Raw genomic sequence first — 21,652 nt, forward strand, 5'->3', positions numbered from 1 at the left:
TTTTTCCTTAACGTCCACGCAGCATCGCCAACAGCGTCTTGGGTACCACGGCCACCATCACCATGTGCAGCACCACAAATCCCATGAGAGAAGCCATCGCCAGAAAGTGTACATAGCGCGCCGTCTCATACCCCCCCAGCAGCTCACGCAGCAGCGGAAACTGCACCATTTTCCACAGCACCAGACCGGAAATCACCAGTACCACGCCATCAAACATCACAAACAGATAGGCCAGGCGCTGCACCATATTGTAGTGGTACGGATCGCTATGCTGCAATTTGCCGCGCAGCGCGGCGCGAATATCGGCCAGCAGCCCTCGCAGATTAAGTGGCCAGAATTTGCGTTTCATTCGCCCGCTGAGCAGGTTTATCGCCAGGTACAACAGACCGTTAAAACCGAACAGCCACATGGCAGCAAAATGCCATTGCAACGCGCCGCCCAGCCAGCCGCCGAGGGTTATCTCCGCAGGAAAACTGAAATCAAACAGCGGTGAGGCGTTATAGATACGCCAACCGCTAGCAACCAGCATCAGCACCGCCAGCAGGTTGATCCAGTGCGTCAGCCGTAGCCATAATGGATGGATAATCTCAGGTCGGTTGCCCATTTCCCCGGTTGACACGTTCATGATGTTTACCCTCTGAGACTGCGTTGCGATGAGGAAGTATTGCCCGGATAAGTTCCCAAAGACCTCACGCAGAGTTAAACAAAATGTGATAACTCCACAGCGGGTGGATGTGTAGACTGAGCAATATAAAAGCTGACAACGGCGGGCAGAATGGAAAATGGCAAACGAATTTTAATTGTGGAAGATGACGGAGATATCGCCGATCTACTGGCGCTTCATCTGCGCGATGAGGGCTATGCGATAACGCACGCCAGCGACGGCGACCAGGGAGCGGCATTGCTGGAAAAAGGCAGCTGGGACGCGCTGATCCTCGACCTGATGCTGCCCGGTGTCGACGGGCTGGAGATCTGCCGCCGCGCGCGCAATATGGCGCGCTACACGCCGATCATCATTATCAGCGCCCGCTCCAGCGAAGTGCACCGCGTACTGGGCCTGGAGCTGGGCGCGGATGATTATCTCGCCAAACCGTTTTCAATGCTGGAACTGGTGGCACGCGTTAAGGCGCTGTTTCGCCGCCAGGAGGCGATGAGCCGCAATCTGAAGATGGATGCAGGTACCCTGAGTTTTTCCGGGCTTGTGATCGACCCGATTTCGCATGAAGTCATGCTTAATCAACATCCGGTGGAGCTGACGCCACGCGAGTTCGATCTGCTCTATTTCTTTGCCAAAAGCCCCGGCAAAGTGTTCTCGCGCCTCAATTTGCTGAACCAGGTCTGGGGCTACGAGCATGAGGGCTATGAACATACGGTTAACACGCACATTAATCGCCTGCGCATCAAAATCGAAGCTAACCCCGCCGAACCGCAGCGCATTCTTACCGTCTGGGGCAAAGGCTATAAATTTATCGCTGAGGCGCATGACGCCCGGGAAAACATATGAAACCACTCACCCTATCGCAGCGCCTGATGCTGGTGTTTATCGTGCTGCTTATCGCCTGCTGCGCCATCTCCGGCTGGTTACAGGTGCGCTCCGCCAGCCAGTACAGCCAGGCCGTGACGCAGCGGCTGTCGGTAAATCTCGCCAGCCAGATCGTTAGCAATAACCCGCTGCTCAGCGCGCAGGGGCTGGATCATGACGGGGTACACAAGCTTTTCGACCAGCTGATGGCGGTGAATCCAAGCGTGGAAGTTTACCTGCTGGACAGCAGCGGCAAAATTGTTGCTAGCGCCGCGCCACCGGGCAAGCTGCTGCGTCAGCAGGTGGATCTCGCCCCGCTACGCGAACTGCAATCCGGTACAGCGATGCCGATCTACGGCGATAATCCACGCGCCCCCGATCAGCCGCAGGTGTTCAGCGTAGCACCGCTTAAAATGGGCGACAGTGTGCAGGGCTATGTTTATATCGTACTGCAGGGCGAAGAGTATTCGCTGCTGGAGGCAGAAGCTCAGCGCCATTCGGCAATCCTGATGGCATTGCGCTCGATGGGGCTGGTGCTGATGCTGGGTGCCATTGCCGGTTTCTTTGCTTTTCGCTGGGTCACGCGGCCAGTACGCAAGCTGACAGCGAAGGTTGCCGGACTGGATGATAACGGTATCGATGCGATCCGCGCGCTGGCACAAACCCCACTGCAGCAGAGCAAACCACAGGATGAGGTCGCACAGCTCCAGCAGGCATTTGTGCAGCTGGCGCAGCGCATTGACAGCCAGTGGCAGAGCCTGGCGCAGCAGGATCAGCTGCGCCGTGAGTTTGTCGCCAATATTTCCCACGATCTGCGTACCCCGCTGACCTCACTACACGGCTATCTGGAAACCCTGTCGGTGAAAGCCGATACGCTGAGCGTGGAAGATCGCCAGCGCTATCTCGGCATCGCGCTGGCGCAGAGCAAGAAAGTGGGCCGGCTCGCGCAGGAGCTGTTCGAACTGGCACGGCTGGAGTATGGCGTGGTGAAACCGCAAAAAGAGACGTTCTGCCTGAGCGAACTGGTGCAGGACGTGATGCAGAAATTTGAGCTGATGGCCGAATCCCGCCACCAGCAGGTCCGGGTGAATACCGCACCGGGCATCCCACTGGTGACGGCCGACCTCGGCATGATTGAACGGGTGCTAACCAACCTGCTGGACAACGCGTTACGTCATACGCCAGAACACGGGATGATAGAGATAGAGATGACGCCGCTGGCGGGCAAAGTGCAGGTTCAGGTCAACGACAGCGGGCCGGGGATTGCCGCCGAACTGCGTGAAAATCTGTTTGTGCGCCCTTCTCTGCTTAATGCACGCAAGCATCGGGCTGGAGGCCTGGGATTGATGATTGTGCGACGTATCCTGCAACTGCACGACAGCGACATCAAACTGGTTGAGCGCCAGCAGCGCGGTGCCTGTTTCCAGTTTTCAGTGCCGGTTTGAGAGACTTTAGCCATGACGGGCTGACCGAAAAATAAGGTCAGCGTCTGATCTAAAGCTGACATCGTCGATCTTTATGTTCATCGCTGGGAAATAGAACACGGCTTCAGGGAGATGAAAGCGCACCTGTTATAAAATGAGCTGACGCTAAGGAGTAAAAAGCCGGAGTTGGTCAGGCAGGAAAATAGAAAAGGGGCCGGTGGCCCCTTAACGTCCAAAACGGTAGCTACAGTTTCCAACGCCTGATGTTACTGCGCGGTATATTCCAGCGTATGCCCACTTCCCGTCAGCGTCAGTGTGTGCTCAGTCAATTTCACCTCAGCGCCTTCCTTCAGCACCACCGATAACGTCTGTTCCCACTTATTCAGCAACGGATCGTTACACTGCATTCGCGTAGAGGCCAACATCGGAACAATCAGTCGCCCTTGCTCCAGCTGTCCCTGCCCGAAGAAACGATTACACATCACGCCACTGACGCTGAGGCTTTCATTAAAGCCGATCCCCGGCTTCATCCCTTCACGAGATTTTACGGCCTGACCATCAACAGCACTCAGTGCAAACAGACGGTTGGCTAACTGCCCGGCATCAGAATGTGAGGTCTGGCTGCAACCATTAAGCGCAACAGCGCCCAGCAGCAATAACATGGTTTTTTTCATAGGAACTCCTTTTATATACTTTCCATCGTAGGTCAAAAACACAGTAGATTCAGGCGGGTTGGAGAATACTGCGCAGAGAAAACGAGCCAGTTTTCTGGCTCGTTTTGAGGATGACACCGGCTTAGTTGCTGGTATCGAGTTCAGGGAAACTTTTCACCAAATCATCAATCGCTTTCATCTGAACCAGGAATGGCTCCAGCTTATCCAGCGGCAGTGCTGACGGACCGTCGCACTTGGCGTTGGCAGGGTCCGGGTGGGCTTCAATAAACAGCCCCGCAATGCCGACTGCCATACCCGCACGTGCCAGCTCAGACACCTGCGCGCGACGGCCACTTGATGCGCTGCCCATCGGGTCACGGCACTGCAAGGCGTGGGTAACGTCGAAGATCACCGGGCTACCGTTAGAGACCTGCTTCATTACATTGAAGCCCAGCATGTCGACCACCAGGTTGTCATAACCGAAGTTAGCACCGCGATCGCACAGGATCACTTTGTCGTTGCCGCCTTCGGCGAATTTATCAACGATGTTGCCCATCTGGCCTGGACTGACGAACTGAGGTTTCTTCACGTTGATCACCGCACCCGTTTTCGCCATCGCTTCAACCAGGTCAGTCTGACGTGCGAGGAAGGCCGGTAACTGAATCACGTCCACCACCTCGGACACTGCCTGCGCCTGGCTGGCTTCGTGGACGTCGGTGATGATTTTCACGCCGAAGGCCTGCTTAATTTCCTGGAAGATTTTCATGCCTTCTTCCAGGCCTGGGCCACGATAGGAATGAATGGAAGAGCGGTTAGCTTTATCAAATGAGGCTTTGAACACATAAGGAATCCCCAGTTTCTGGGTCACCGTGACGTAGTGCTCACAAATGCGCATCGCCAAATCACGCGATTCCAGCACGTTCATACCACCAAACAGGACGAACGGCAGATCGTTAGCGACCTTGATATCACCGATGTTAACCACTTTTTGTTTCATGTCTTCGCCTTTATAGAGTTCACTTCAGTTAGTGAAGGGTAATCTGTTTCTGTTCAATTGAGTGGATCTGGACTTTAATTATCTCGCTGATCGGGTCTTCCGGGCACTGCTCAACAAAATAGGTCAAATCATTGAGAGCCACATGTTCGCACTCTAACTGGGCAAAAATCAGACCGCGATCGCGGATTTCATACGGATCTTCCGGGTCCATCTGCACCAGCACCTGGCTGACGTGCAGCGCCATTTCCATCTGTTTCTCATCCATCAGCGCAGATTTCAGGGTGTCGAGCATCTTGCGCAACACCATCAGCGGCTCGGCTTCCAGCAAATCGTCATCATACAGCTCGGTCCCTGGCCCGATATTGCCCTGAAGCCACACCTCTAACTGGTGTTCATCCAGAGTCTCACCATCGAAAGGATTGATGAGCCACATATCTTCATCGATCCAGTCTGCCCGCAGAATCAGCTGTGTCGGGAAGATCACAGGATACATCGGCAGGTCGAGCTGCCCGGCAATGTGCAGGAAAATCACCCCCAGCGACACCGCAGTGCCCTGACGGGTATGCAATACATTGTCCAGCCACAGCGTATCAGACAAGCGATAAACACCGCTCGCACCGCCAAAACCCCAGCGGCCCCAAAACAGGGCGATCAATTGCTCAACCTGTAAATCAGCGGCAAGTTCAGACGGAATTTCAGCACGGGCTTCGGCAACCAGCGCCGCTAAGCGCGCTCTGACATCTTCAGCCGGAAAATCGCTGCGGACGGCCAGCGAGGCAATAATCACCGCTTCACTGAGTGGCGCGGCGGTAAAATCAAATTCAGCGATAGACGTCATACAAACCCCAGCAGTGGCATTTTAGTTGTGGCGAGCTTCACGATGACCACAAGGGCGATTAACGCCACAATAAACGCTATCCAGCGTATTTTTTGTGCGCGCGGACGGCGTCCGAGGGCAATAAACCCCAGCGCGATATAGATAATAACGCCAAACAGCTTCTCAGTCAGCCAGGAGCCTTGTGGGCTGAACGGATAAAAGTGCGTTATTGCAACCAGTAACGCGCCCGACAGTAACAAAAGCGTGTCATTCAGATGGGGCACAATGCGCACCCAGCGGCGTTGCAGCATCGAAGAATGGGTCTGGAACCAGTAGAAGCGCAGCACGAACATCAGTGCGGTGATCGTCACGGTTAACAGATGAAAATGTTTTAGCGGGAGGTACCAGGCAGCCATATCAATTCCTTATTATTCTTTTATTTGCCCGACGGTTACGCGGTCATTACCGCCATAATCCTGACAGGTTTCCACGGCATGGAAGCTGTTTTCGCGCAAAATTTGCCTGACTTGCTCGCCCTGCTGCCAGCCGTGCTCCAGCAATAGCCAGCCGTTATCCTGTAAATAATGCCCTGCTTCTGCGGCAATTACTCTGATATCGGCCAGGCCGTGATCGCCTGCCACCAGCGCACTGGCGGGTTCAAAGCGCACGTCGCCCTGCGACAGATGGTGGTCGTCGGCATCAATATAGGGGGGATTACTGACAATCAGTGCAAACTGCTGTCCTTCGAGGGCGGAGAACCAGTCGCTGTGCAGAAACGCAGTATTCGCCAGCGCCAGCTTGCTGGCATTGTGCTGCGCCAGGGCCACCGCGGCAGGAATTCGGTCCACGCCAGTGACCTGGCAGTCAGGACGTTCGCTGGCCAGCGCCAGGGCAATCGCCCCGGTGCCGGTGCCAAGATCCAGTACCTTGCAAGGCAAGGCGGGCAGACGCGCCAGCGCCTGCTCCACCAGCACTTCACTATCCGGGCGGGGTATCAACGTGTCGGGAGATACCGTCAGCGACAGTGACCAGAACTCACGTTCCCCCGTCAGGTACGCCACCGGTTCCCCGGCGACGCGGCGTGCCAGCAGCGCATCCAGCTGCGCAAGCTGCGACGCATCCAGCATGGCATCGTCAAAAGCGATCAGCCAGGCGCGGGATTTACCGGTCACCTTCCCCAGCAGGATCTCAGCATCGCGCTTCGGGCTGTCACTGTCGGGTAACTGAGCGACCGCGTTACGCAGCCAGCTACGGATCTGCATTAATCCTGCCCGGCGAGTGCGGCCAGCTGATCCGCCTGGTGCTCCTGAACCACAGGTTCAATCAGCGCATCCAGCTTCCCTTCCATCGCATCATCCAGACGGTAAATGGTCAGGTTGATACGGTGGTCAGTGATGCGGCCCTGCGGGAAGTTATAGGTACGGTTACGGTCAGAGCGGTCACCGGTGCCAAGCAAGTTACGGCGCGTGGATGACTCTTCCTGATGACGACGTGCCATTTCGGCGGCACGGATACGTGAACCGAGCACGCCCAGCGCTTTCGCTTTGTTTTTATGCTGTGAACGTTCGTCCTGACACTCAACCACAATGCCGGTGGGCAAGTGGGTAATACGGATAGCGGAATCGGTGGTGTTAACGTGCTGACCACCGGCCCCGGAGGAGCGGAACGTATCGATTTTCAAATCAGACGGATTGATATCCGGCAGTTCGGCTTCCGGCAGTTCCGGCATCACCGCCACCGTACAGGCTGAGGTGTGGATGCGCCCCTGCGATTCAGTTTCCGGTACGCGCTGCACGCGGTGGCCGCCAGACTCGAACTTGAGGCGGCCATACACGCCATCGCCGATCACCTTAGCGATAATCTCTTTATAACCGCCATGCTCGCCTTCGTTGGCGCTCATCACTTCCACTTTCCAGCGTTTTGACTCGGCATAACGGCTGTACATACGGAACAGATCGCCCGCGAAAATCGCGGCTTCGTCGCCACCGGTTCCGGCGCGCACTTCCAGATAGCAGTTGCGTTCATCGTCAGGATCTTTCGGCAACAGCAGCACCTGTAGCTGTTGCTCCAGCGCTTCACTGGCTGCACGGGCTTCTTTCAGCTCTTCCTGAGCCATTTCACGCATTTCCAGGTCACTGAGCATCATTTCAGCGGTTTCGATATCTTCCTGGGTTTGCTGCCACTGACGGAAACACTGGCTGACGTCGGTAAGCTGGGCATATTCGCGAGAGAGTGCACGAAAACGGTCCTGATCGGCAATCACTCCGGCATCACCCAGCATCGCCTCCACTTCTTCGTGGCGCTCCTGCAAGGCTTCCAGTTTGGCAACAATAGAAGGCTTCATTCGTAGTCTTTTACCTTGTAAGAAAAGAGGCTTGAAACGCTAATCCAGCCCGAGGCTGTCGCGTAAAATTTGCAGGCGTTCGCCATCGCCGTCGCGTGCGGCCTGCTGAAGAGATTTGGTAGGAGCGTGGATCAAACGGTTGGTCAGCTTATGGGCCAGGTCACGCAACACCTCTTCGGCATTGCCTCCCTGTTGCAGGGCTGCTATCGCACGCGTTTCCAGCTCGGCACGCACCTGCTCCGCCTGTGAGCGGTAATCGCGGATAGTCTCAACGGCACTCTGCGCACGCAGCCAGGACATAAATTCGCTGCTTTCCTGCACCACGATGGTTTCAGCCTGCACGGCCGCCGCCTGGCGCTGGGCCATATTGCTTTCAATAATCGCCTGTAAGTCATCAACGCTGTAGAGATAGGCGTTGGGCAACTTGCCCACTTCCGGCTCCACATCACGCGGTACGGCAATATCTACCAGCAACATCGGCTGGTTGCGGCGCTGTTTCAGCGCACGCTCCACCATCCCCTTGCCGATAATCGGCAGCGGGCTGGCTGTAGAACTGATGATAATATCGGCTTCCGCCAGACGGGAATCAATTTCCGACAAGCTAATGACTTCGGCCCCGACCTCATCCGCCAGCGCTTGAGCACGTTCGCGGGTACGGTTGGCGATCATCAACTTTTTCACCTTGTGCTGGTGCAGATGACGGGCAGCCAGTTCAATGGTTTCACCCGCCCCCACCAGCAGCACGTTTACCGTGGAGAGGGATTCGAATATCTGGCGAGCCAGCGTACAGGCTGCAAACGCCACGGATACCGCGCTGGCACCGATTTCAGTTTCGGTACGCACGCGTTTAGCCACGGAGAACGATTTCTGGAACATGCGCTCCAGCTCGCTGGAAAGCGAGTGGCCGCGCTGGGAATCTGCAAAGGCTTTTTTGACCTGGCCAAGAATTTGGGGTTCACCCAGCACCAGAGAGTCCAGCCCGCTGGCAACACGCATCAGGTGGCTGACGGCATCGTTATCATGATGCCAGTAGAGGCTTTTACGCACTTCATCGACGCTAAGCTTGTGGTAATCACAGAGCCAGGTGACCAGCTGTTCCTGCAGGTTTTCCTGCTGTTCGACGCTCAGGTACAACTCGGTACGGTTACAGGTAGACAGCACAACGCCGCCCTGTACCAGCGGCTGCGCCAGCAGGCTATTGAGCGCCTGTTCCAGCTCATCCGGCGAGAACGTCACGCGTTCGCGCAAAGACACAGGTGCCGTTTTGTGATTGATGCCGAGAGCCAGTAACGTCATGGTGCAGGTTGGGTTAATCCCACAGTTGTCAGGGTTTTGTGTGGCGCATTCTACAAGATGAGCGAGATCAATAAAAGCCATGCTTCGCCTATCCCTGTAACAAGATATACCTCTTGCGGGTCAAATGAGACAATTTGAGCATTGACGCCACCGTTTTAGCTGGTTAGCGTGGGCGGTTGATTGCGAACTGAGTCTTAGGAGCTGACCTGAACATGTTATCGTCGAATCGCCGCCTGCTGCGGCTTCTTCCCCTTGCCGCCCTGCTGCTAACCGGGTGTGTTCTTAACGAACCAGCGCAAACTCCGGGCCAAAGCCCGAATTCCCCACAATGGCGTGACCACCAGCAGGCGGTGGAAAAAATCACTCAGTACCAGACGCGTGGCGCGTTTGCCTATCTTTCCGATCGGCAAAAAGTGTATGCCCGCTATAACTGGCAACAGACCGCCGCAGATCGCTATCGCCTGTTGCTGACCAATCCGCTGGGCAGCACTGAGCTGCAGCTCGACCAGCAGGGACAGGTCGCACAAATTGTTGATAATAAAGGCAAGCGCTATGTCAGCAACGACGCCGCTAAAATGATTTCCCAGCTCACGGGCATGAGCATTCCGCTGGATAACCTGCGCCAGTGGATCCTCGGCCTGCCGGGCGATGCCACTGATTTCACCCTGGATGACCAGTATCGTTTGCATGAAGTGAACTACAGCCAGGACGGTAAACAGTGGAAAGTGACCTATCTGGGCTACGACGATAAACAGAACCCGCCGCTGCCATCGAACCTCGAACTGCGTGAAGGCGAGCAGCGTATTAAGCTGAAGATGGATAGCTGGACCGTAAAATGATCACAACATGGCCTGCCCCGGCAAAACTGAATCTGTTTCTCTACATTACCGGCCGCCGTGCTGACGGCTACCACGACCTCCAGACGCTGTTTCAGTTTCTCGATTATGGTGACACGCTAAAGATTGAAGCCAACCGCCTGGGTGAGCTGTGTTTGCTAACGCCCGTCGATGGCGTGCCTGATGAACAGAACCTGATCGTGCGTGCGGCACAGCTGCTGCGCGAACAGGCTCTGGCTCATGGCGTACTGCCCGCCCATGCCGGTGCCACCCTGGCGGTTGAGAAACGATTACCAATGGGCGGCGGACTGGGCGGAGGCTCTTCTAACGCCGCCACTGTGCTGGTGGCGCTCAATCATTTATGGCAAACCGGCTTCAGTTTTGAGCAACTGGCCGAGCTTGGCCTGCAACTGGGTGCCGATGTGCCTGTCTTTGTGCGCGGTTTTTCTGCCTTCGCCGAAGGGGTAGGTGAGCAACTGACGCCGGTTTCGCCGAAAGAAAAATGGTATCTGGTGATGCATCCCGGCGTCAGCGTCGCGACACCGGTGGTCTTTAACGATCCCGAATTGACCAGAAACACGCCAAAAAGGGAAATCAGCGCCTTATTAGCAGCCGAATTCCGCAATGATTGTGAGGCAGCAGTAAGAAATCGTTTTCGCGAGGTTGAACAGCTTGTTTCCTGGCTGCTAGAATACGCGCCGTCGCGCCTGACTGGAACGGGTGCTTGTGTGTTTGCTGAATTTGACACCGAGTACGCCGCAAAACAGGTGCTTGAGCTGGCTCCGAAAGGGTTGCAGGGGTTTGTTGCGCGAGGCGTTAACGTTTCTCCACTGCACCGCACCCTTTCAGAGCAATTGAGTTGATGTGACAGTGTCACCTGTTCCAGACGCTGCACGACTGCTCTGATATAACCCAAGCTATTGGCGCTGTGGCAAGGCGGCAAATGGATGAGTCCCCGGGAGCTTACTTGAGTAAGTGACCGGGGTGAATACATGCAGCCAACGCCGCTACGGCGTCAAGAACGCAGGGTTAAGACACCCGTATGAAAGCATAAGTCGTATACCGCCCAGTGCGATTTATGGTATTTCATTCTCTGGACGCAAAGCCTGAGGTTCTTCTCGTGCCTGATATGAAGCTTTTTGCTGGTAACGCCACCCCGGAACTAGCACAACGTATTGCCAACCGCCTTTACACCAGCCTGGGCGACGCCGCCGTCGGTCGTTTCAGTGATGGTGAAGTCAGCGTACAAATTAACGAAAATGTACGCGGTGGTGATATTTTCATCATCCAGTCCACCTGTGCCCCCACCAATGACAACCTGATGGAACTGGTTGTGATGGTAGATGCCCTGCGTCGTGCTTCCGCTGGTCGTATTACTGCGGTTATCCCTTACTTTGGTTATGCACGTCAGGACCGCCGTGTGCGTTCCGCCCGTGTGCCTATTACGGCCAAAGTCGTTGCCGACTTCCTCTCCAGCGTTGGTGTTGACCGCGTTCTGACTGTGGATCTGCATGCTGAACAGATTCAGGGCTTCTTTGACGTCCCGGTTGATAACGTATTTGGTAGCCCGATCCTGCTCGAAGATATGCTGCAGATTGGCCTGGTGAACCCGATTGTGGTTTCCCCGGACATCGGTGGTGTGGTTCGTGCGCGTGCTATTGCTAAACTGCTGAACGATACCGATATGGCTATCATCGACAAACGTCGTCCACGTGCCAACGTCTCTCAGGTGATGCATATCATCGGTGATGTTGCTGGCCGTGACTGCGTGCTGGTTGACGATATGATCGATACCGGTGGCACGCTGTGTAAAGCCGCTGAAGCGCTGAAGGAACGTGGCGCTAAACGCGTATTTGCTTATGCGACTCACCCTATCTTCTCCGGTAACGCGGTCGAAAACTTGCGTAACTCGGTGATTGATGAAGTCGTGGTGTGCGATACCATTCCGCTGCCAGAAGAGATCAAAGCCCTGCCAAACGTGCGTACCCTGACACTGTCAGGCATGCTGGCTGAAGCGATTCGTCGCATCAGCAACGAAGAGTCTATCTCTGCGATGTTTGAGCATTAATTCCGGCGCGACCCGCTGAGGTTGACCCTTTTTGGGCAACCCGCTAAAAAAGGACAGGTTAACACCTGTCCTTTTTTATTTGCTCAACGCAATATGCTCTGCCAGATAGTCAATCAGCACCCGCAATTTAGGCAGCAGATGACGGTTCCCTGGCCAGAGCAGTGAAAACTGCCCTCCGGCACTGATCTGTTCATCCAGCACGCTTTGCAGTTCACCCCTTTCCAGATATTCCGTTACCGCAAAATCCGGCACGTAAATCAGTCCCAGCCCACGGCGGGCGGCGGAGATCTGCGCTTCAAGATTATTGAACACCAGCGGCCCGGCGAGGGAGAGTGTGCGATCGTCTGCGCCGTCGAACTGCCAGGGCTGAAGCTGACCATTGCCGGAAAAGCGATACAGCAGGCAGGCATGCTGCGCCAGGTCTTCCGGCACCTGCGGCACGCCGTGTCGTGCGAAATAGTCCGTTGCGCCCACCAGACGAAAGCGAAAACCACCCAGCCGCCGCGCCTTCAGCCGCGAATCGGCAAATTCGCCACTGCGTAGCACCGCGTCATACCCTTCCCCAATGATATCCACCAGCCGATCGTTAAAGTCGAGATCCAGCTCAATTTCAGGATAGCGGGCGGTGAAACCGGGCAACAGCGGCAGGAGCAAACGGTAACCAATAGCCGGAAAACTCAACCGCAGCCGCCCGCGCGGCGCTGCCATCAGCCTTGAAAGCTCTTGTTCCGCCTCTTCCAGCTCCATCACAATGCGCTGGCTGCGTTCAAAAAACAGCAGACCTTCCTCAGTCAGGCTCAGGCTGCGCGTACTGCGGTTGAATAAACTGACCCCAAGGCTGCCCTCCAGTCGCGCTACGCTTTTCCCGATGGCTGATGCCGAAACACCCAGCCTTTCTGCGGCAGCAACAAAACTGCCAAGCTGGGCCGCTTTCACAAATGCATTGAGTCCACTCAAACTTTCCACGCTGCTCATTCGCGACTTTATGTCCTTTATCTGCGGCCATTCGACCTGTTTACCACCCAGAGAAGCCAATTTATCCTGCTTCTTTACTGGAAGAAAGCGGAGAGTTACCCATGAGTTCCCTGACACTGACGGCACAAAGCAGCCGCTGGAGCATCCTGGCGGTGTGTAGCGCAGCACTGATGTTGCCCCTGAGTTTTTCGGCCGGGGTGATCGCCACCCCAGCTATTGCACTGCATGCGGGAGGATCGGCGCTGGCACTCAGTTGGATCACCAACGCATTCCTGCTCACTTTTGGCAGTCTGTTAATGGCGGCAGGCGCACTGGCCGATCGCTACGGCCGTAAGCGTCTGTTTATCAGCGGCGTCGGCGCATTTACCGTGCTGTCGCTGTTGACCGGCTGGGTGCCCTCCGTCGTATGGCTGGATGTGGTGCGAGCGTTACAGGGCGCGGCGGCAGCGGCAGCGCTGGCAGGTGGCGGTGCGGCACTGGCGAATGCCTTTGACGGTGCGGAACGCGCGCGGGCATTCAGTCTGCTGGGAACCAGCTTTGGCGTTGGCCTGGCGGCAGGCCCGGTGATTGCCGGTATGTTGATGGCTGTCGCAGGCTGGCACAGCGTCTTTCTTTGCTGTGCGCTGTTCGGCGTGCTGGCGCTGGTGATCGGCATGCGTACCCTGCCGGAATCACGCAACCCTGATGCCCACGCGCTGGACTGGCCGGGCATCATCAGCTTCAGCGCCACACTCACCCTGTTCACCTGGGGAATGCTACAGGTGGCTGACAGCGGCGCGGGTACGCTGGCAACCGGATTACTGCTGGCCTCTCTGGTCATGGCGCTGCTGTTTGTCTGGATTGAGCGCCGTAGCGCGCACCCGATGCTTGACCTCAGCCTGTTCCGCTATGGCCGCTTTGTCGGTGTACAGCTGCTGCCGGTCGCTACCTGCTACTGCTTTGTGGTGCTGCTGGTGCTGCTGCCACTGCGCTTTATGGGCTTCTACGGTTATGACGCACTGACCACCGGCCTGCTGATGCTGGCGATCTCGCTGCCCATGCTGGTAGTGCCTTCCCTCGCCGTCACGCTGACGCGCCGCTTTCATCCTGGCAGCGTCAGCTGTGCAGGCTTACTGCTTGCAGCCGCCGGTATTGGTCTGCTCAGTCTGATAACACCGCACAGCTCACTGGCGCTGACGCTGCTGGCGATGGTGATGATCGGCAGCGGCAGCGGTCTGCCCTGGGGACTGATGGATAATTTATCGGTGAGCGTGGTGCCACCTCAGCGCGCCGGGATGGCAACCGGTATCTTTAGTACCGTCCGCGTGGCTGGTGAAGGCGTGGCGCTGGCGAGCGTCAGTACGCTGTTCAGCCAGTTGCTGGTTAACCAACTGTCACAGCAGGGTAAATCGATCGAAGAAGCACGTCAGCTGGCCAGCTATCATGTCAGCCGCCCGGATCTTCTGCCGCTGGCAGAGACCGCTTTTCACCAGCTACTGCTGGTCCTGATGGTGGTGACATTGCTCTGTGCCGTGGCTATCTGGCGCTGTCTGGTGCCTGCGCGCCGTGTACTATCCTGAATTTACATTAATTTTTTTACTGTCACGGTTCGGCCCCCCTGTTGGTAAGTATTCATTAGTGATATTTTGCTCTGATAGCTTATCCAGGAATTATCCCAAAATGGTACTCGATGTATATACGCTGTTTGTCTGCGAACTCTATGTGCTGGCTTTTCTCAGCATAATCATGGTGTTCGCGTGGCGCGGAGCGCAGTACAGCAGAGTACTGGGGTTTAACTGTCTCTCGTTGTTGCTCAGCATTATAGCCGTCGGACTCAGCAGCCTGCGTAGCTCAGGCTTTATGTTTCTGCCGATTGTGGTGGGTAACCTGCTGGTGTTGTGCGCGTACGGTCTGCAACTGAATGCATTCCGTGCGCTGCGCGGAGCGCGGGGCCGCTGGTTGTGGCTGCCGGGGATGGGGGTATGGGCTGTACTCTGTCTGTTCCCCTCTTTCTATACCTCGCTGCCCATGCGGATTCTGGTCAGCAGCCTGCTGTGCATTATCTATACCTCAGCCATGCTGTATGAACTGCACCGTTCGCGCCCCCTGCTTCCGGTGACCTGGTGGCCCGCCCAGTTACTGCTGGGCATCCACCTTGGCTTTAGTATTCTGCGGGCATTACTGGACGGCGGGATCCCTAACCCGGTACATGGCGCCATCGGCGGTTCAAGTTTCTCGGTGTATGTCATTCTGGAGTCGATCCTGGTGGTGATTGGCCTGAGCTTTACGATGATGGCGATGGTGAATGAACGTACGCAGATTATTTACCGTCAGGCGTCGCTGCTTGATCCGTTAACCGGGGTTTGGAATCGCCGTGCACTGTTTGAGAAAACCACTCAACTGACCGCCAGCTGGAGTTGCAGCAAGCAACCCTTGTCAGTGATGCTGTTTGACCTCGACCACTTTAAATCGATTAACGATCGCTATGGTCATTCGCAAGGTGATCGCGTGCTGATCGACTTCTGCCATCAGGTCACGCGCGAGTTACCGGCTGACGGCTATTTTGCACGTGTGGGCGGTGAGGAGTTCGCTGCTGTTTTGATGTGCGCAGAAGGGGAATGCATCCAGGTTGCCGAACGGATCCGCAACGTGGTGGAGCGATCCTGCCCCGAGAACGTGAGTTATAGCGTGAGCATTGGCGTGGCAAGCTGCCAGCCCGATCGCGATGCTATCGACAGTTTAATGGCAGCGGCAGATGATGCGTTATATCAGGCGAAGGCCGCAGGGAGGAATCAGGTTAAAACCTATGGTGCGACCAATAATGAGGATGTGAGGACTCTGTTTGCCAGTAAAATGGCTTAGCTACACACCCGGCCAGGCCGGGTGTGTAGCCGATTTAGCGTTATCGATTGTGTTGCTGACTGGCACCGTGACGGCAGCGTTTATCGCCGCAGTGACGCACCCAGTAGTAGCGATCGGCAATTTTTTCGCGCCCGCTGATCCTCGCGCCAACCAGCCAGAGCAGCGCACCGATAAAGATACTGGCCAGTGCACCATGCACCATAAACTGCGGCAAGCTGAACTGCGGGATTTGATTCACCACTGAGTAACCTACCCCGCCAATCATCACCACCAGGCCCAGTATCATCAGAGCGTTACCCAGTAAATGTGAATGTTTACGTTTCATTGCGCACCTCCAGTCAGTGTAAAAAGGCAAACTCCATTGCCAGATGCGATCAGTCTAGGCAATCTTTAACTGCGCTGATGAGTCTGCGATCACATTTATAGCTTATATTCTGACAAAACTTTACGACTAACAGACTGTTTTTATATAGAAAACGTATTATCACCCTGGTCAATCATTGTGATTTTCATCACAATGCGTGCAGATCTTTGAGTTATCGCAACCGCTTCAGTAAACTAGCCGTTTTCATCCCGCACGTTTCAGGAAAATCTACTTGTGAGCAGCATCAAACTGATTGTTGGCCTTGCCAACCCCGGCGCTGAATACGCCGCCACGCGCCACAATGCCGGTGCCTGGTATGTTGACTTGCTGGCTGAACGCCATAATCAGTCGTTAAAAGAAGAGAGCAAATTTTACGGTTATACCGCGCGTCTCAATATTGGCGGCGAAGACGTGCGCCTGTTGGTCCCCACCACCTTTATGAACCTCAGTGGCAAAGCCGTAGCGGCGATGGCCACGTTTTATCGCATCGCGCCTGAAGAAATACTGGTGGCGCATGATGAGCTAGACCTGCTTCCTGGCGTGGCAAAGTTTAAACAGGGTGGCGGTCACGGAGGGCACAATGGGCTGAAAGATATCATCAGCAAGCTGGGTAACAACCTGGACTTCCATCGTCTGCGCATTGGCATTGGTCATCCGGGTGACCGTAACAAAGTGGTGGGGTTTGTATTGGGTAAACCTCAGGCTGCGGAACAGGCTCTGATTGATAACGCTATCGATGAAGCAGCGCGTTGTACCGAAGTATGGTTAAAGGAAGACAAACTGAAGGCCATGAACCGCCTGCACAGCTACAAAGCCGTCTGACGTTTTGCCCGTTATTGAGCTATCGCTGGGGTGTCTGCCACAGCGAAGCTACTGATTTTCACAACGCTGGCCGTCATTGTATTCCAGATTTTCCAGCGTCAACTCCGGGCTGAAATAGCCCTGCACACCCCAGATTTTGCTGTGACGTAATGTATCAAGCTGCCCGTCTCCGGCTACGCCTTCAACAATCACCCGGTTGGTGTACTGGCGAATATGATTAATCAGTACGGTAAAAAATGGTTTATCGACGTTTTCGAGATAAAACTGCCGATCGAGTTTCACCGCTTCGAACATATTCGACTGTAATGCGTTGAGATTGGCATCACCCGCGCCCAGGTCATCCAGCCAGATAATATTCAGCTGCTCAATCAACGTGCGCAATAACGGGTTGTTCATGCCGTCATGCAGATTGGGAAAATCTTCCGACAGTTTGAGCCGCACAAAAGGCAGCTGGCTGAGGATCTGCTGAATAAACGATGATTCTGTGACGGCACGCGCCAGTTGAAAATCAATGGCGACACTGCACAGCAGGCCATGCTGACGAAAGTAGTCCGCATATTCTTCAATGATCAGTAACTGATTTAACAACCGATCCTGTGGCAACAGAGGCGGAAGTACAGCGCCTGGTGGTCCAGTGACAGCCAAAGGCTGAGGCCGGTAACTGAGATCAATAGCGATCAACTCACCGGTAAGCGTATGAACAGGAGTACAAAAAAAATCGTTTTTCATGCCGTCGGGCCAGTTAACGGGCATCCTGCCAGTGAAAAAAAAAGCAGTACAGATAAACTATAGAAGTAAATTCTGTATTCGCCGTCGTCGAATGACGATTTTTAGATTATCGGCAGGACCAGCGTTAGCTTTATGGTTCAGACGTCGTTGCTAGCAACTTTATAATCAGGATCATCAAGTTCATGGCTGCAAAATGGCCCAGCCTGTTGCAGCAGACTGATGCAATCCTCACTAAGATGACGCAGACGCAAACTTTTTCCCGCTTCCAGATAGCGTGCCGTTAATTTGTCAATTGCCTCAACGCCGCTGGAGTCCATCACTCGGGTGCGCGCAAAATCTATCACCACGTTATCCGGGTCCTGCTCCGGGTGGAAAAGCTCCTGGAAACTGGCCGTCGAGCCAAAGAACAGCGGCCCTTCAAGTTGGTAGGTTTTCTGCCCTTCTTTCTCAGATTGCGCAAGAATACTGATGCGCGCGTGCTGCCAGGCGAAGACCAGTGCCGAGATAATCACCCCGCAGATCACCGCCATCGCCAGATCGGTAAAAATGGTCACCAGCGTCACCGCCACCATGATCACCGCATCAGCTTTTGGCATACGCTTCAGACGACGCAGTGAACTCCACTCAAAGGTGTTGATACAGACGACAAACATGATCCCAGCCAGTGCCGCGACCGGCAGTAAGGCAATATATTGTGACAGGCTGACGACAAACAGAATCAGCAGCACCGCCCCGACCAGATTGGAAATGCGCCCGCGGCCGCCCGAGGTAAAGTTGATAATCGACTGACCGATCATCGCGCAACCGGCAAAACTGCCAAAGAAGCCGCAGATCGTGTTACCAATGCCCTGCGCCACGCACTCCTGATTCCCCGCGCCTTTCTTACTGCCCATTTCATCCAGCACGGCCAGTGTTAACAGCGACTCAATCAGCCCGACCAGCGCAATGACTACGGCATAAGGCAGGACGATTTTCAGGGTTTCCCAGCTCAGAGGCGCGGTGGGCAGATGAAAGGATGGCAGTGCGCCGGAGATATCCGCCAGGTCGCCCACGCGTTTGGTGTCCAGACCCAGGCCAATGGCCAAGGCACTGATGGCAATCAGCGCGGCCAGCGAACCGGGGATGGCTTTGGTCAGTTTTGGGAACCACCAGACAATCAGCATCGCCAGCGCGACCAGCGCATACATCACCGGTCCCTGCCCTTTGATCATCGGGAACTGGGCCAGCATGATGACAATTGCCAGACCGTTCACAAAGCCGTAGATCGCCGGTTGTGGCACCAGACGGATAAACTTGCCCAACCGCAAAACGCCAATCGACAGCTGAATCAGCCCGGCGAGAATGGTCGCCAGCAGAACATATTCATAACCGTGCTGCGTAATCAGGCTGATCAGCACCACAATAATCGATCCGGCCGCACCGGAGATCATGCCGGGTTTACCGCCAAAGAACGCCGTCACCAATCCGAGGATAAAAGCGGTATGCAATCCAATGGTCGGAGACAACCCGGCCAGCAGAGAAAACGCCGTGGCCTCCGGGATCAACGCAACAGACACCACGGCACCAGCAAGTACGTCATTTTTGACGTCACTCGCCCTGAAATTGCTCAGGTTAAACATCGTATTTCCAATTATTCATATTATCGTTGTTCGGTGCCGCAGGGTTAAGGCACAGCGGGATGATCAGAGTGACGATTGGCGGCAACAGGCGCTGCACTGAAGGGAGATCGCTAAGGGGGGTGTAAGCTGCATGCGATGCATTTATAACGTTCTCCGCTTTCTGTAAAGACGCGTCAGTATGGGAAAATGTGAGCCTGATCTCAAGGGATAACTTCGACTACGTTCCAGAAATCAACCGCCGCCAGGTGGGAATTACGTGTATAATGCGCGGAAACTTTTAAGACAACCGTCTGTGACACTATCAGGGCACGTAAAAGTGCGTTGATTATCAAGCTATTAAGGTGATTCAACATGGGATTCAAATGCGGTATTGTGGGCCTGCCTAACGTCGGGAAATCCACGCTGTTCAATGCGTTAACCAAAGCGGGCATCGAAGCTGCTAACTTCCCGTTCTGTACCATTGAGCCAAATACCGGCGTCGTGCCGATGCCTGATTCACGTCTGGACCAGCTGGCTGAGATCGTCAAGCCGCAGCGCATCCTGCCAACCACGATGGAATTCGTTGATATCGCCGGTCTGGTAAAAGGCGCGTCCAAAGGTGAAGGCCTGGGTAACCAGTTCCTGACCAACATCCGTGAAACCGAAGCAATCGGCCACGTGGTGCGCTGCTTCGAGAACGACAATATTATCCACGTGAATAATAAAGTGGATCCGGCTGACGACATCGACACCATTAATACCGAGCTGGCGCTGTCCGATCTGGACACCTGTGAGCGTGCGTTGCATCGCGTGCAGAAAAAAGCCAAAGGTGGCGATAAAGACGCGAAAGCGGAACAGGTTGCGCTGGAGAAGTGCCTGCCGCATCTTGAAAAAGCCGGAATGCTGCGTGCGCTGGATCTGAACGAAGATGATAAAGCCGCTATTCGCTACCTGAGCTTCCTGACCCTGAAGCCAACCATGTACATTGCTAACGTCAACGAAGACGGTTTTGAAAATAACCCGTACCTCGATATCGTGCGTGCGATTGCAGAGAAAGAAGGGTCTGTCGTCGTGCCGGTGTGTGCTGCCGTAGAGTCCGACATTGCTGAGCTGGAAGATGGCGACCGCGAAGAGTTTATGGCCGAGCTGGGTATTGAAGAGCCGGGCCTGAACCGCGTGATCCGCGCTGGCTATGCCCTGCTAAACCTGCAAACTTACTTCACCGCTGGCGTGAAAGAAGTGCGTGCCTGGACTATCCCGGTTGGCGCAACGGCTCCACAGGCTGCCGGTAAGATACACACCGACTTCGAGAAAGGCTTTATCCGTGCTCAGACCATCGCCTTTGATGATTTCATCACCTACAAGGGTGAGCAAGGTGCGAAAGAAGCCGGTAAAATGCGTTCAGAAGGGAAAGACTACATCGTGAAAGATGGCGATGTGATGAACTTCCTGTTTAACGTGTAATTGGCTTCTGTTGCCTCATGGGATCTCAATACTTCCCATGAAGGCTGACAAACCCTTTAAAATCCACGCAGTTGCGTGGATTTTTCTTTTCATGACGTCTCATGTAATCTCGCTACAGCGCAGCTAAAAATGAGTACAGGCATGAGCACAATCCGTTTCCTATTGACAGGAAAACTGTTTCTTAATCGCGATCCCAGGATGAAGGCAGGATGGCTTACGCACGATAATATTCTCCTTGTATAAGGACGGTTCATATCCTGTAGCAACCTTCTCAGGATGCTTTTTCGTTAACCGTCATGATAAATTTCAGAATACTTTCGCCCTGGTTTTCATAGAAGTGGGGAGCATCCGTTCTCGCCGTCGCAGAGCAACCGGTCATCAACTGGTAATAGCTCTCCTTCACACCCAGCGTGAGCGTTCCGGACTGAACATAGAGCAACTCCAACGTTCCCGCAGGGTGTCCTGGCGAAGAAAATTTTTCCCCAGGCTGCATTTCCCACATCCAGAGTTCCGTCATGTCAGGTCCCCCTGACCCGGCAAGCAGCCTGGCACGCCCCCCCTTTTCTCCGTTCCAGAGTTCAGGGATCTCGGCATCCGCAATAATGTGAACATCAGGCTTGACGCTGACATCGACAAAGTCTGCAACAGAGACGCCCATTGCAGCAGCAAGACGGCACAACAGCGCAATACTGGGGTTGGCCTTACATCCTTCAATTTCAACCAGCATACCTTTACTGACATTTGCTCGTCTGGATAGCTCGTCGAGCGATAATTTTTTTTGCTTGCGGTACTGCTTTATTCGAAGTGAGACAGCTTCGTTCACTGTACTAACATCAGCACCGGCATCGGTCACTAAATTGACTTTTTTGGTCATTGGTCGGTATCATGAGATAAATTGGTCA

At 54.8% G+C, this 21,652-nt stretch carries 22 protein-coding genes and 1 pseudogene; 10 read left to right on the forward strand and 13 right to left on the reverse strand.

What is annotated here, in order from left to right; genetic code table 11:
* Nucleotides 1-7: 7 nt before the first annotated feature.
* Complete coding sequence (locus ACFL9S_RS07395; protein ID WP_405261190.1) at nt 8-625, reverse strand: cytochrome b/b6 domain-containing protein; 618 nt, start codon at nt 623-625, stop codon at nt 8-10.
* Nucleotides 626-775: 150 nt separating this feature from the next.
* Here ACFL9S_RS07395 and ACFL9S_RS07400 point away from each other — a divergent pair, with 150 nt between their 5' ends.
* From ACFL9S_RS07400 to ACFL9S_RS07410, 3 genes and pseudogenes are all read left to right on the forward strand, one after another.
* Nucleotides 776-1,504, forward strand: a complete 729-nt coding sequence (locus tag ACFL9S_RS07400; protein WP_405261192.1) for a response regulator transcription factor — start codon at nt 776-778, stop codon at nt 1,502-1,504.
* Nucleotides 1,501-2,967 (forward strand): ATP-binding protein, encoded by a 1,467-nt coding sequence (locus tag ACFL9S_RS07405; protein WP_405261193.1) that lies wholly within the window; start codon nt 1,501-1,503, stop codon nt 2,965-2,967. The genes ACFL9S_RS07400 and ACFL9S_RS07405 overlap by 4 nt, the downstream gene beginning before the upstream one ends.
* Before the next feature lie 54 nt (nt 2,968-3,021).
* A pseudogene (locus tag ACFL9S_RS07410) lies at nt 3,022-3,096 on the forward strand (hypothetical protein); the annotation flags it as partial.
* 116 nt (nt 3,097-3,212) lie between these two features.
* Here the strand turns inward: ACFL9S_RS07410 and ACFL9S_RS07415 are convergent.
* From ACFL9S_RS07415 to hemA, 7 genes are all read right to left on the reverse strand, one after another.
* Complete coding sequence (locus tag ACFL9S_RS07415; protein WP_405261194.1) at nt 3,213-3,620, reverse strand: META domain-containing protein; 408 nt, start codon at nt 3,618-3,620, stop codon at nt 3,213-3,215.
* A gap of 121 nt (nt 3,621-3,741) precedes the next feature.
* Nucleotides 3,742-4,596, reverse strand: coding sequence for a 3-deoxy-8-phosphooctulonate synthase (kdsA, locus tag ACFL9S_RS07420; RefSeq protein WP_405261195.1), 855 nt, complete (start codon nt 4,594-4,596; stop codon nt 3,742-3,744).
* 28 nt (nt 4,597-4,624) lie between these two features.
* Complete coding sequence (sirB1, locus tag ACFL9S_RS07425; protein WP_405261196.1) at nt 4,625-5,434, reverse strand: invasion regulator SirB1; 810 nt, start codon at nt 5,432-5,434, stop codon at nt 4,625-4,627.
* The gene (locus tag ACFL9S_RS07430; RefSeq protein ID WP_405261197.1) at nt 5,431-5,829 is read right to left on the reverse strand and encodes a SirB2 family protein; all 399 of its coding nucleotides are present in this window, start codon (nt 5,827-5,829) and stop codon (nt 5,431-5,433) included. Before ACFL9S_RS07430 ends, sirB1 begins: the two co-directional genes overlap by 4 nt.
* A gap of 12 nt (nt 5,830-5,841) precedes the next feature.
* On the reverse strand, nt 5,842-6,675 hold the full coding sequence (prmC, locus tag ACFL9S_RS07435) for a peptide chain release factor N(5)-glutamine methyltransferase (protein ID WP_405261198.1): 834 nt from the start codon (nt 6,673-6,675) through the stop codon (nt 5,842-5,844).
* Nucleotides 6,675-7,757, reverse strand: coding sequence for a peptide chain release factor 1 (gene prfA / locus ACFL9S_RS07440; RefSeq protein ID WP_405261199.1), 1,083 nt, complete (start codon nt 7,755-7,757; stop codon nt 6,675-6,677). The genes prmC and prfA overlap by 1 nt, the downstream gene beginning before the upstream one ends.
* 39 nt (nt 7,758-7,796) lie before the next feature.
* On the reverse strand, nt 7,797-9,053 hold the full coding sequence (gene hemA, locus ACFL9S_RS07445; protein WP_405261347.1) for a glutamyl-tRNA reductase: 1,257 nt from the start codon (nt 9,051-9,053) through the stop codon (nt 7,797-7,799).
* Between the two features lie 212 nt (nt 9,054-9,265).
* Here hemA and lolB point away from each other — a divergent pair, with 212 nt between their 5' ends.
* The 3 genes from lolB to prs all read left to right on the forward strand — a co-directional run bounded on the left by lolB (nt 9,266) and on the right by prs (nt 11,957).
* Entirely contained in the window at nt 9,266-9,892 is a 627-nt protein-coding gene (gene lolB, locus ACFL9S_RS07450; RefSeq protein WP_405261200.1) for a lipoprotein insertase outer membrane protein LolB, read from the forward strand.
* Nucleotides 9,889-10,752: a 4-(cytidine 5'-diphospho)-2-C-methyl-D-erythritol kinase gene (gene ispE / locus ACFL9S_RS07455; protein ID WP_405261201.1), complete on the forward strand. Its 864-nt coding sequence runs from the start codon at nt 9,889-9,891 to the stop codon at nt 10,750-10,752. Before lolB ends, ispE begins: the two co-directional genes overlap by 4 nt.
* Nucleotides 10,753-11,009: 257 nt before the next feature.
* The gene (gene prs / locus ACFL9S_RS07460) at nt 11,010-11,957 is read left to right on the forward strand and encodes a ribose-phosphate diphosphokinase (RefSeq protein ID WP_085939527.1); all 948 of its coding nucleotides are present in this window, start codon (nt 11,010-11,012) and stop codon (nt 11,955-11,957) included.
* Between the two features lie 75 nt (nt 11,958-12,032).
* On the opposite strand, the gene ACFL9S_RS07465 is transcribed toward prs, so the two are convergent.
* Nucleotides 12,033-12,923 carry a LysR family transcriptional regulator gene (locus ACFL9S_RS07465; RefSeq protein ID WP_405261348.1) on the reverse strand — a complete coding sequence of 297 codons (891 nt, stop codon included), beginning with the start codon at nt 12,921-12,923 and terminating at the stop codon, nt 12,033-12,035.
* 110 nt (nt 12,924-13,033) lie between these two features.
* Here ACFL9S_RS07465 and ACFL9S_RS07470 point away from each other — a divergent pair, with 110 nt between their 5' ends.
* Together ACFL9S_RS07470 and ACFL9S_RS07475 are read left to right on the forward strand one after the other, a co-directional pair.
* Nucleotides 13,034-14,491, forward strand: coding sequence for an MFS transporter (locus tag ACFL9S_RS07470; RefSeq protein WP_405261202.1), 1,458 nt, complete (start codon nt 13,034-13,036; stop codon nt 14,489-14,491).
* A 100-nt stretch (nt 14,492-14,591) separates the two neighbouring features.
* Nucleotides 14,592-15,773: a diguanylate cyclase gene (locus tag ACFL9S_RS07475; RefSeq protein ID WP_405261203.1), complete on the forward strand. Its 1,182-nt coding sequence runs from the start codon at nt 14,592-14,594 to the stop codon at nt 15,771-15,773.
* A gap of 40 nt (nt 15,774-15,813) precedes the next feature.
* On the opposite strand, the gene ychH is transcribed toward ACFL9S_RS07475, so the two are convergent.
* The gene (gene ychH / locus ACFL9S_RS07480; RefSeq protein WP_405261204.1) at nt 15,814-16,098 is read right to left on the reverse strand and encodes a stress-induced protein YchH; all 285 of its coding nucleotides are present in this window, start codon (nt 16,096-16,098) and stop codon (nt 15,814-15,816) included.
* Nucleotides 16,099-16,371: 273 nt separating this feature from the next.
* Here ychH and pth point away from each other — a divergent pair, with 273 nt between their 5' ends.
* Nucleotides 16,372-16,959, forward strand: a complete 588-nt coding sequence (gene pth, locus ACFL9S_RS07485; protein WP_200642999.1) for an aminoacyl-tRNA hydrolase — start codon at nt 16,372-16,374, stop codon at nt 16,957-16,959.
* A 48-nt stretch (nt 16,960-17,007) separates the two neighbouring features.
* On the opposite strand, the gene ACFL9S_RS07490 is transcribed toward pth, so the two are convergent.
* Together ACFL9S_RS07490 and ACFL9S_RS07495 are read right to left on the reverse strand one after the other, a co-directional pair.
* Complete coding sequence (locus tag ACFL9S_RS07490; protein ID WP_405261205.1) at nt 17,008-17,547, reverse strand: EAL domain-containing protein; 540 nt, start codon at nt 17,545-17,547, stop codon at nt 17,008-17,010.
* 278 nt (nt 17,548-17,825) lie between these two features.
* Nucleotides 17,826-19,307, reverse strand: a complete 1,482-nt coding sequence (locus ACFL9S_RS07495) for a SulP family inorganic anion transporter (RefSeq protein ID WP_405261206.1) — start codon at nt 19,305-19,307, stop codon at nt 17,826-17,828.
* Nucleotides 19,308-19,658: 351 nt separating this feature from the next.
* Here ACFL9S_RS07495 and ychF point away from each other — a divergent pair, with 351 nt between their 5' ends.
* The gene (gene ychF / locus ACFL9S_RS07500; protein WP_405261207.1) at nt 19,659-20,750 is read left to right on the forward strand and encodes a redox-regulated ATPase YchF; all 1,092 of its coding nucleotides are present in this window, start codon (nt 19,659-19,661) and stop codon (nt 20,748-20,750) included.
* Nucleotides 20,751-21,021: 271 nt separating this feature from the next.
* On the opposite strand, the gene ACFL9S_RS07505 is transcribed toward ychF, so the two are convergent.
* Nucleotides 21,022-21,624, reverse strand: a complete 603-nt coding sequence (locus ACFL9S_RS07505) for a helix-turn-helix domain-containing protein (protein ID WP_405261208.1) — start codon at nt 21,622-21,624, stop codon at nt 21,022-21,024.
* Nucleotides 21,625-21,652 lie beyond the last annotated feature (28 nt).

The sequence above is a fragment of the Erwinia sp. AnSW2-5 genome (assembly GCF_045107195.1).
GTDB lineage: Bacteria > Pseudomonadota > Gammaproteobacteria > Enterobacterales > Enterobacteriaceae > Erwinia.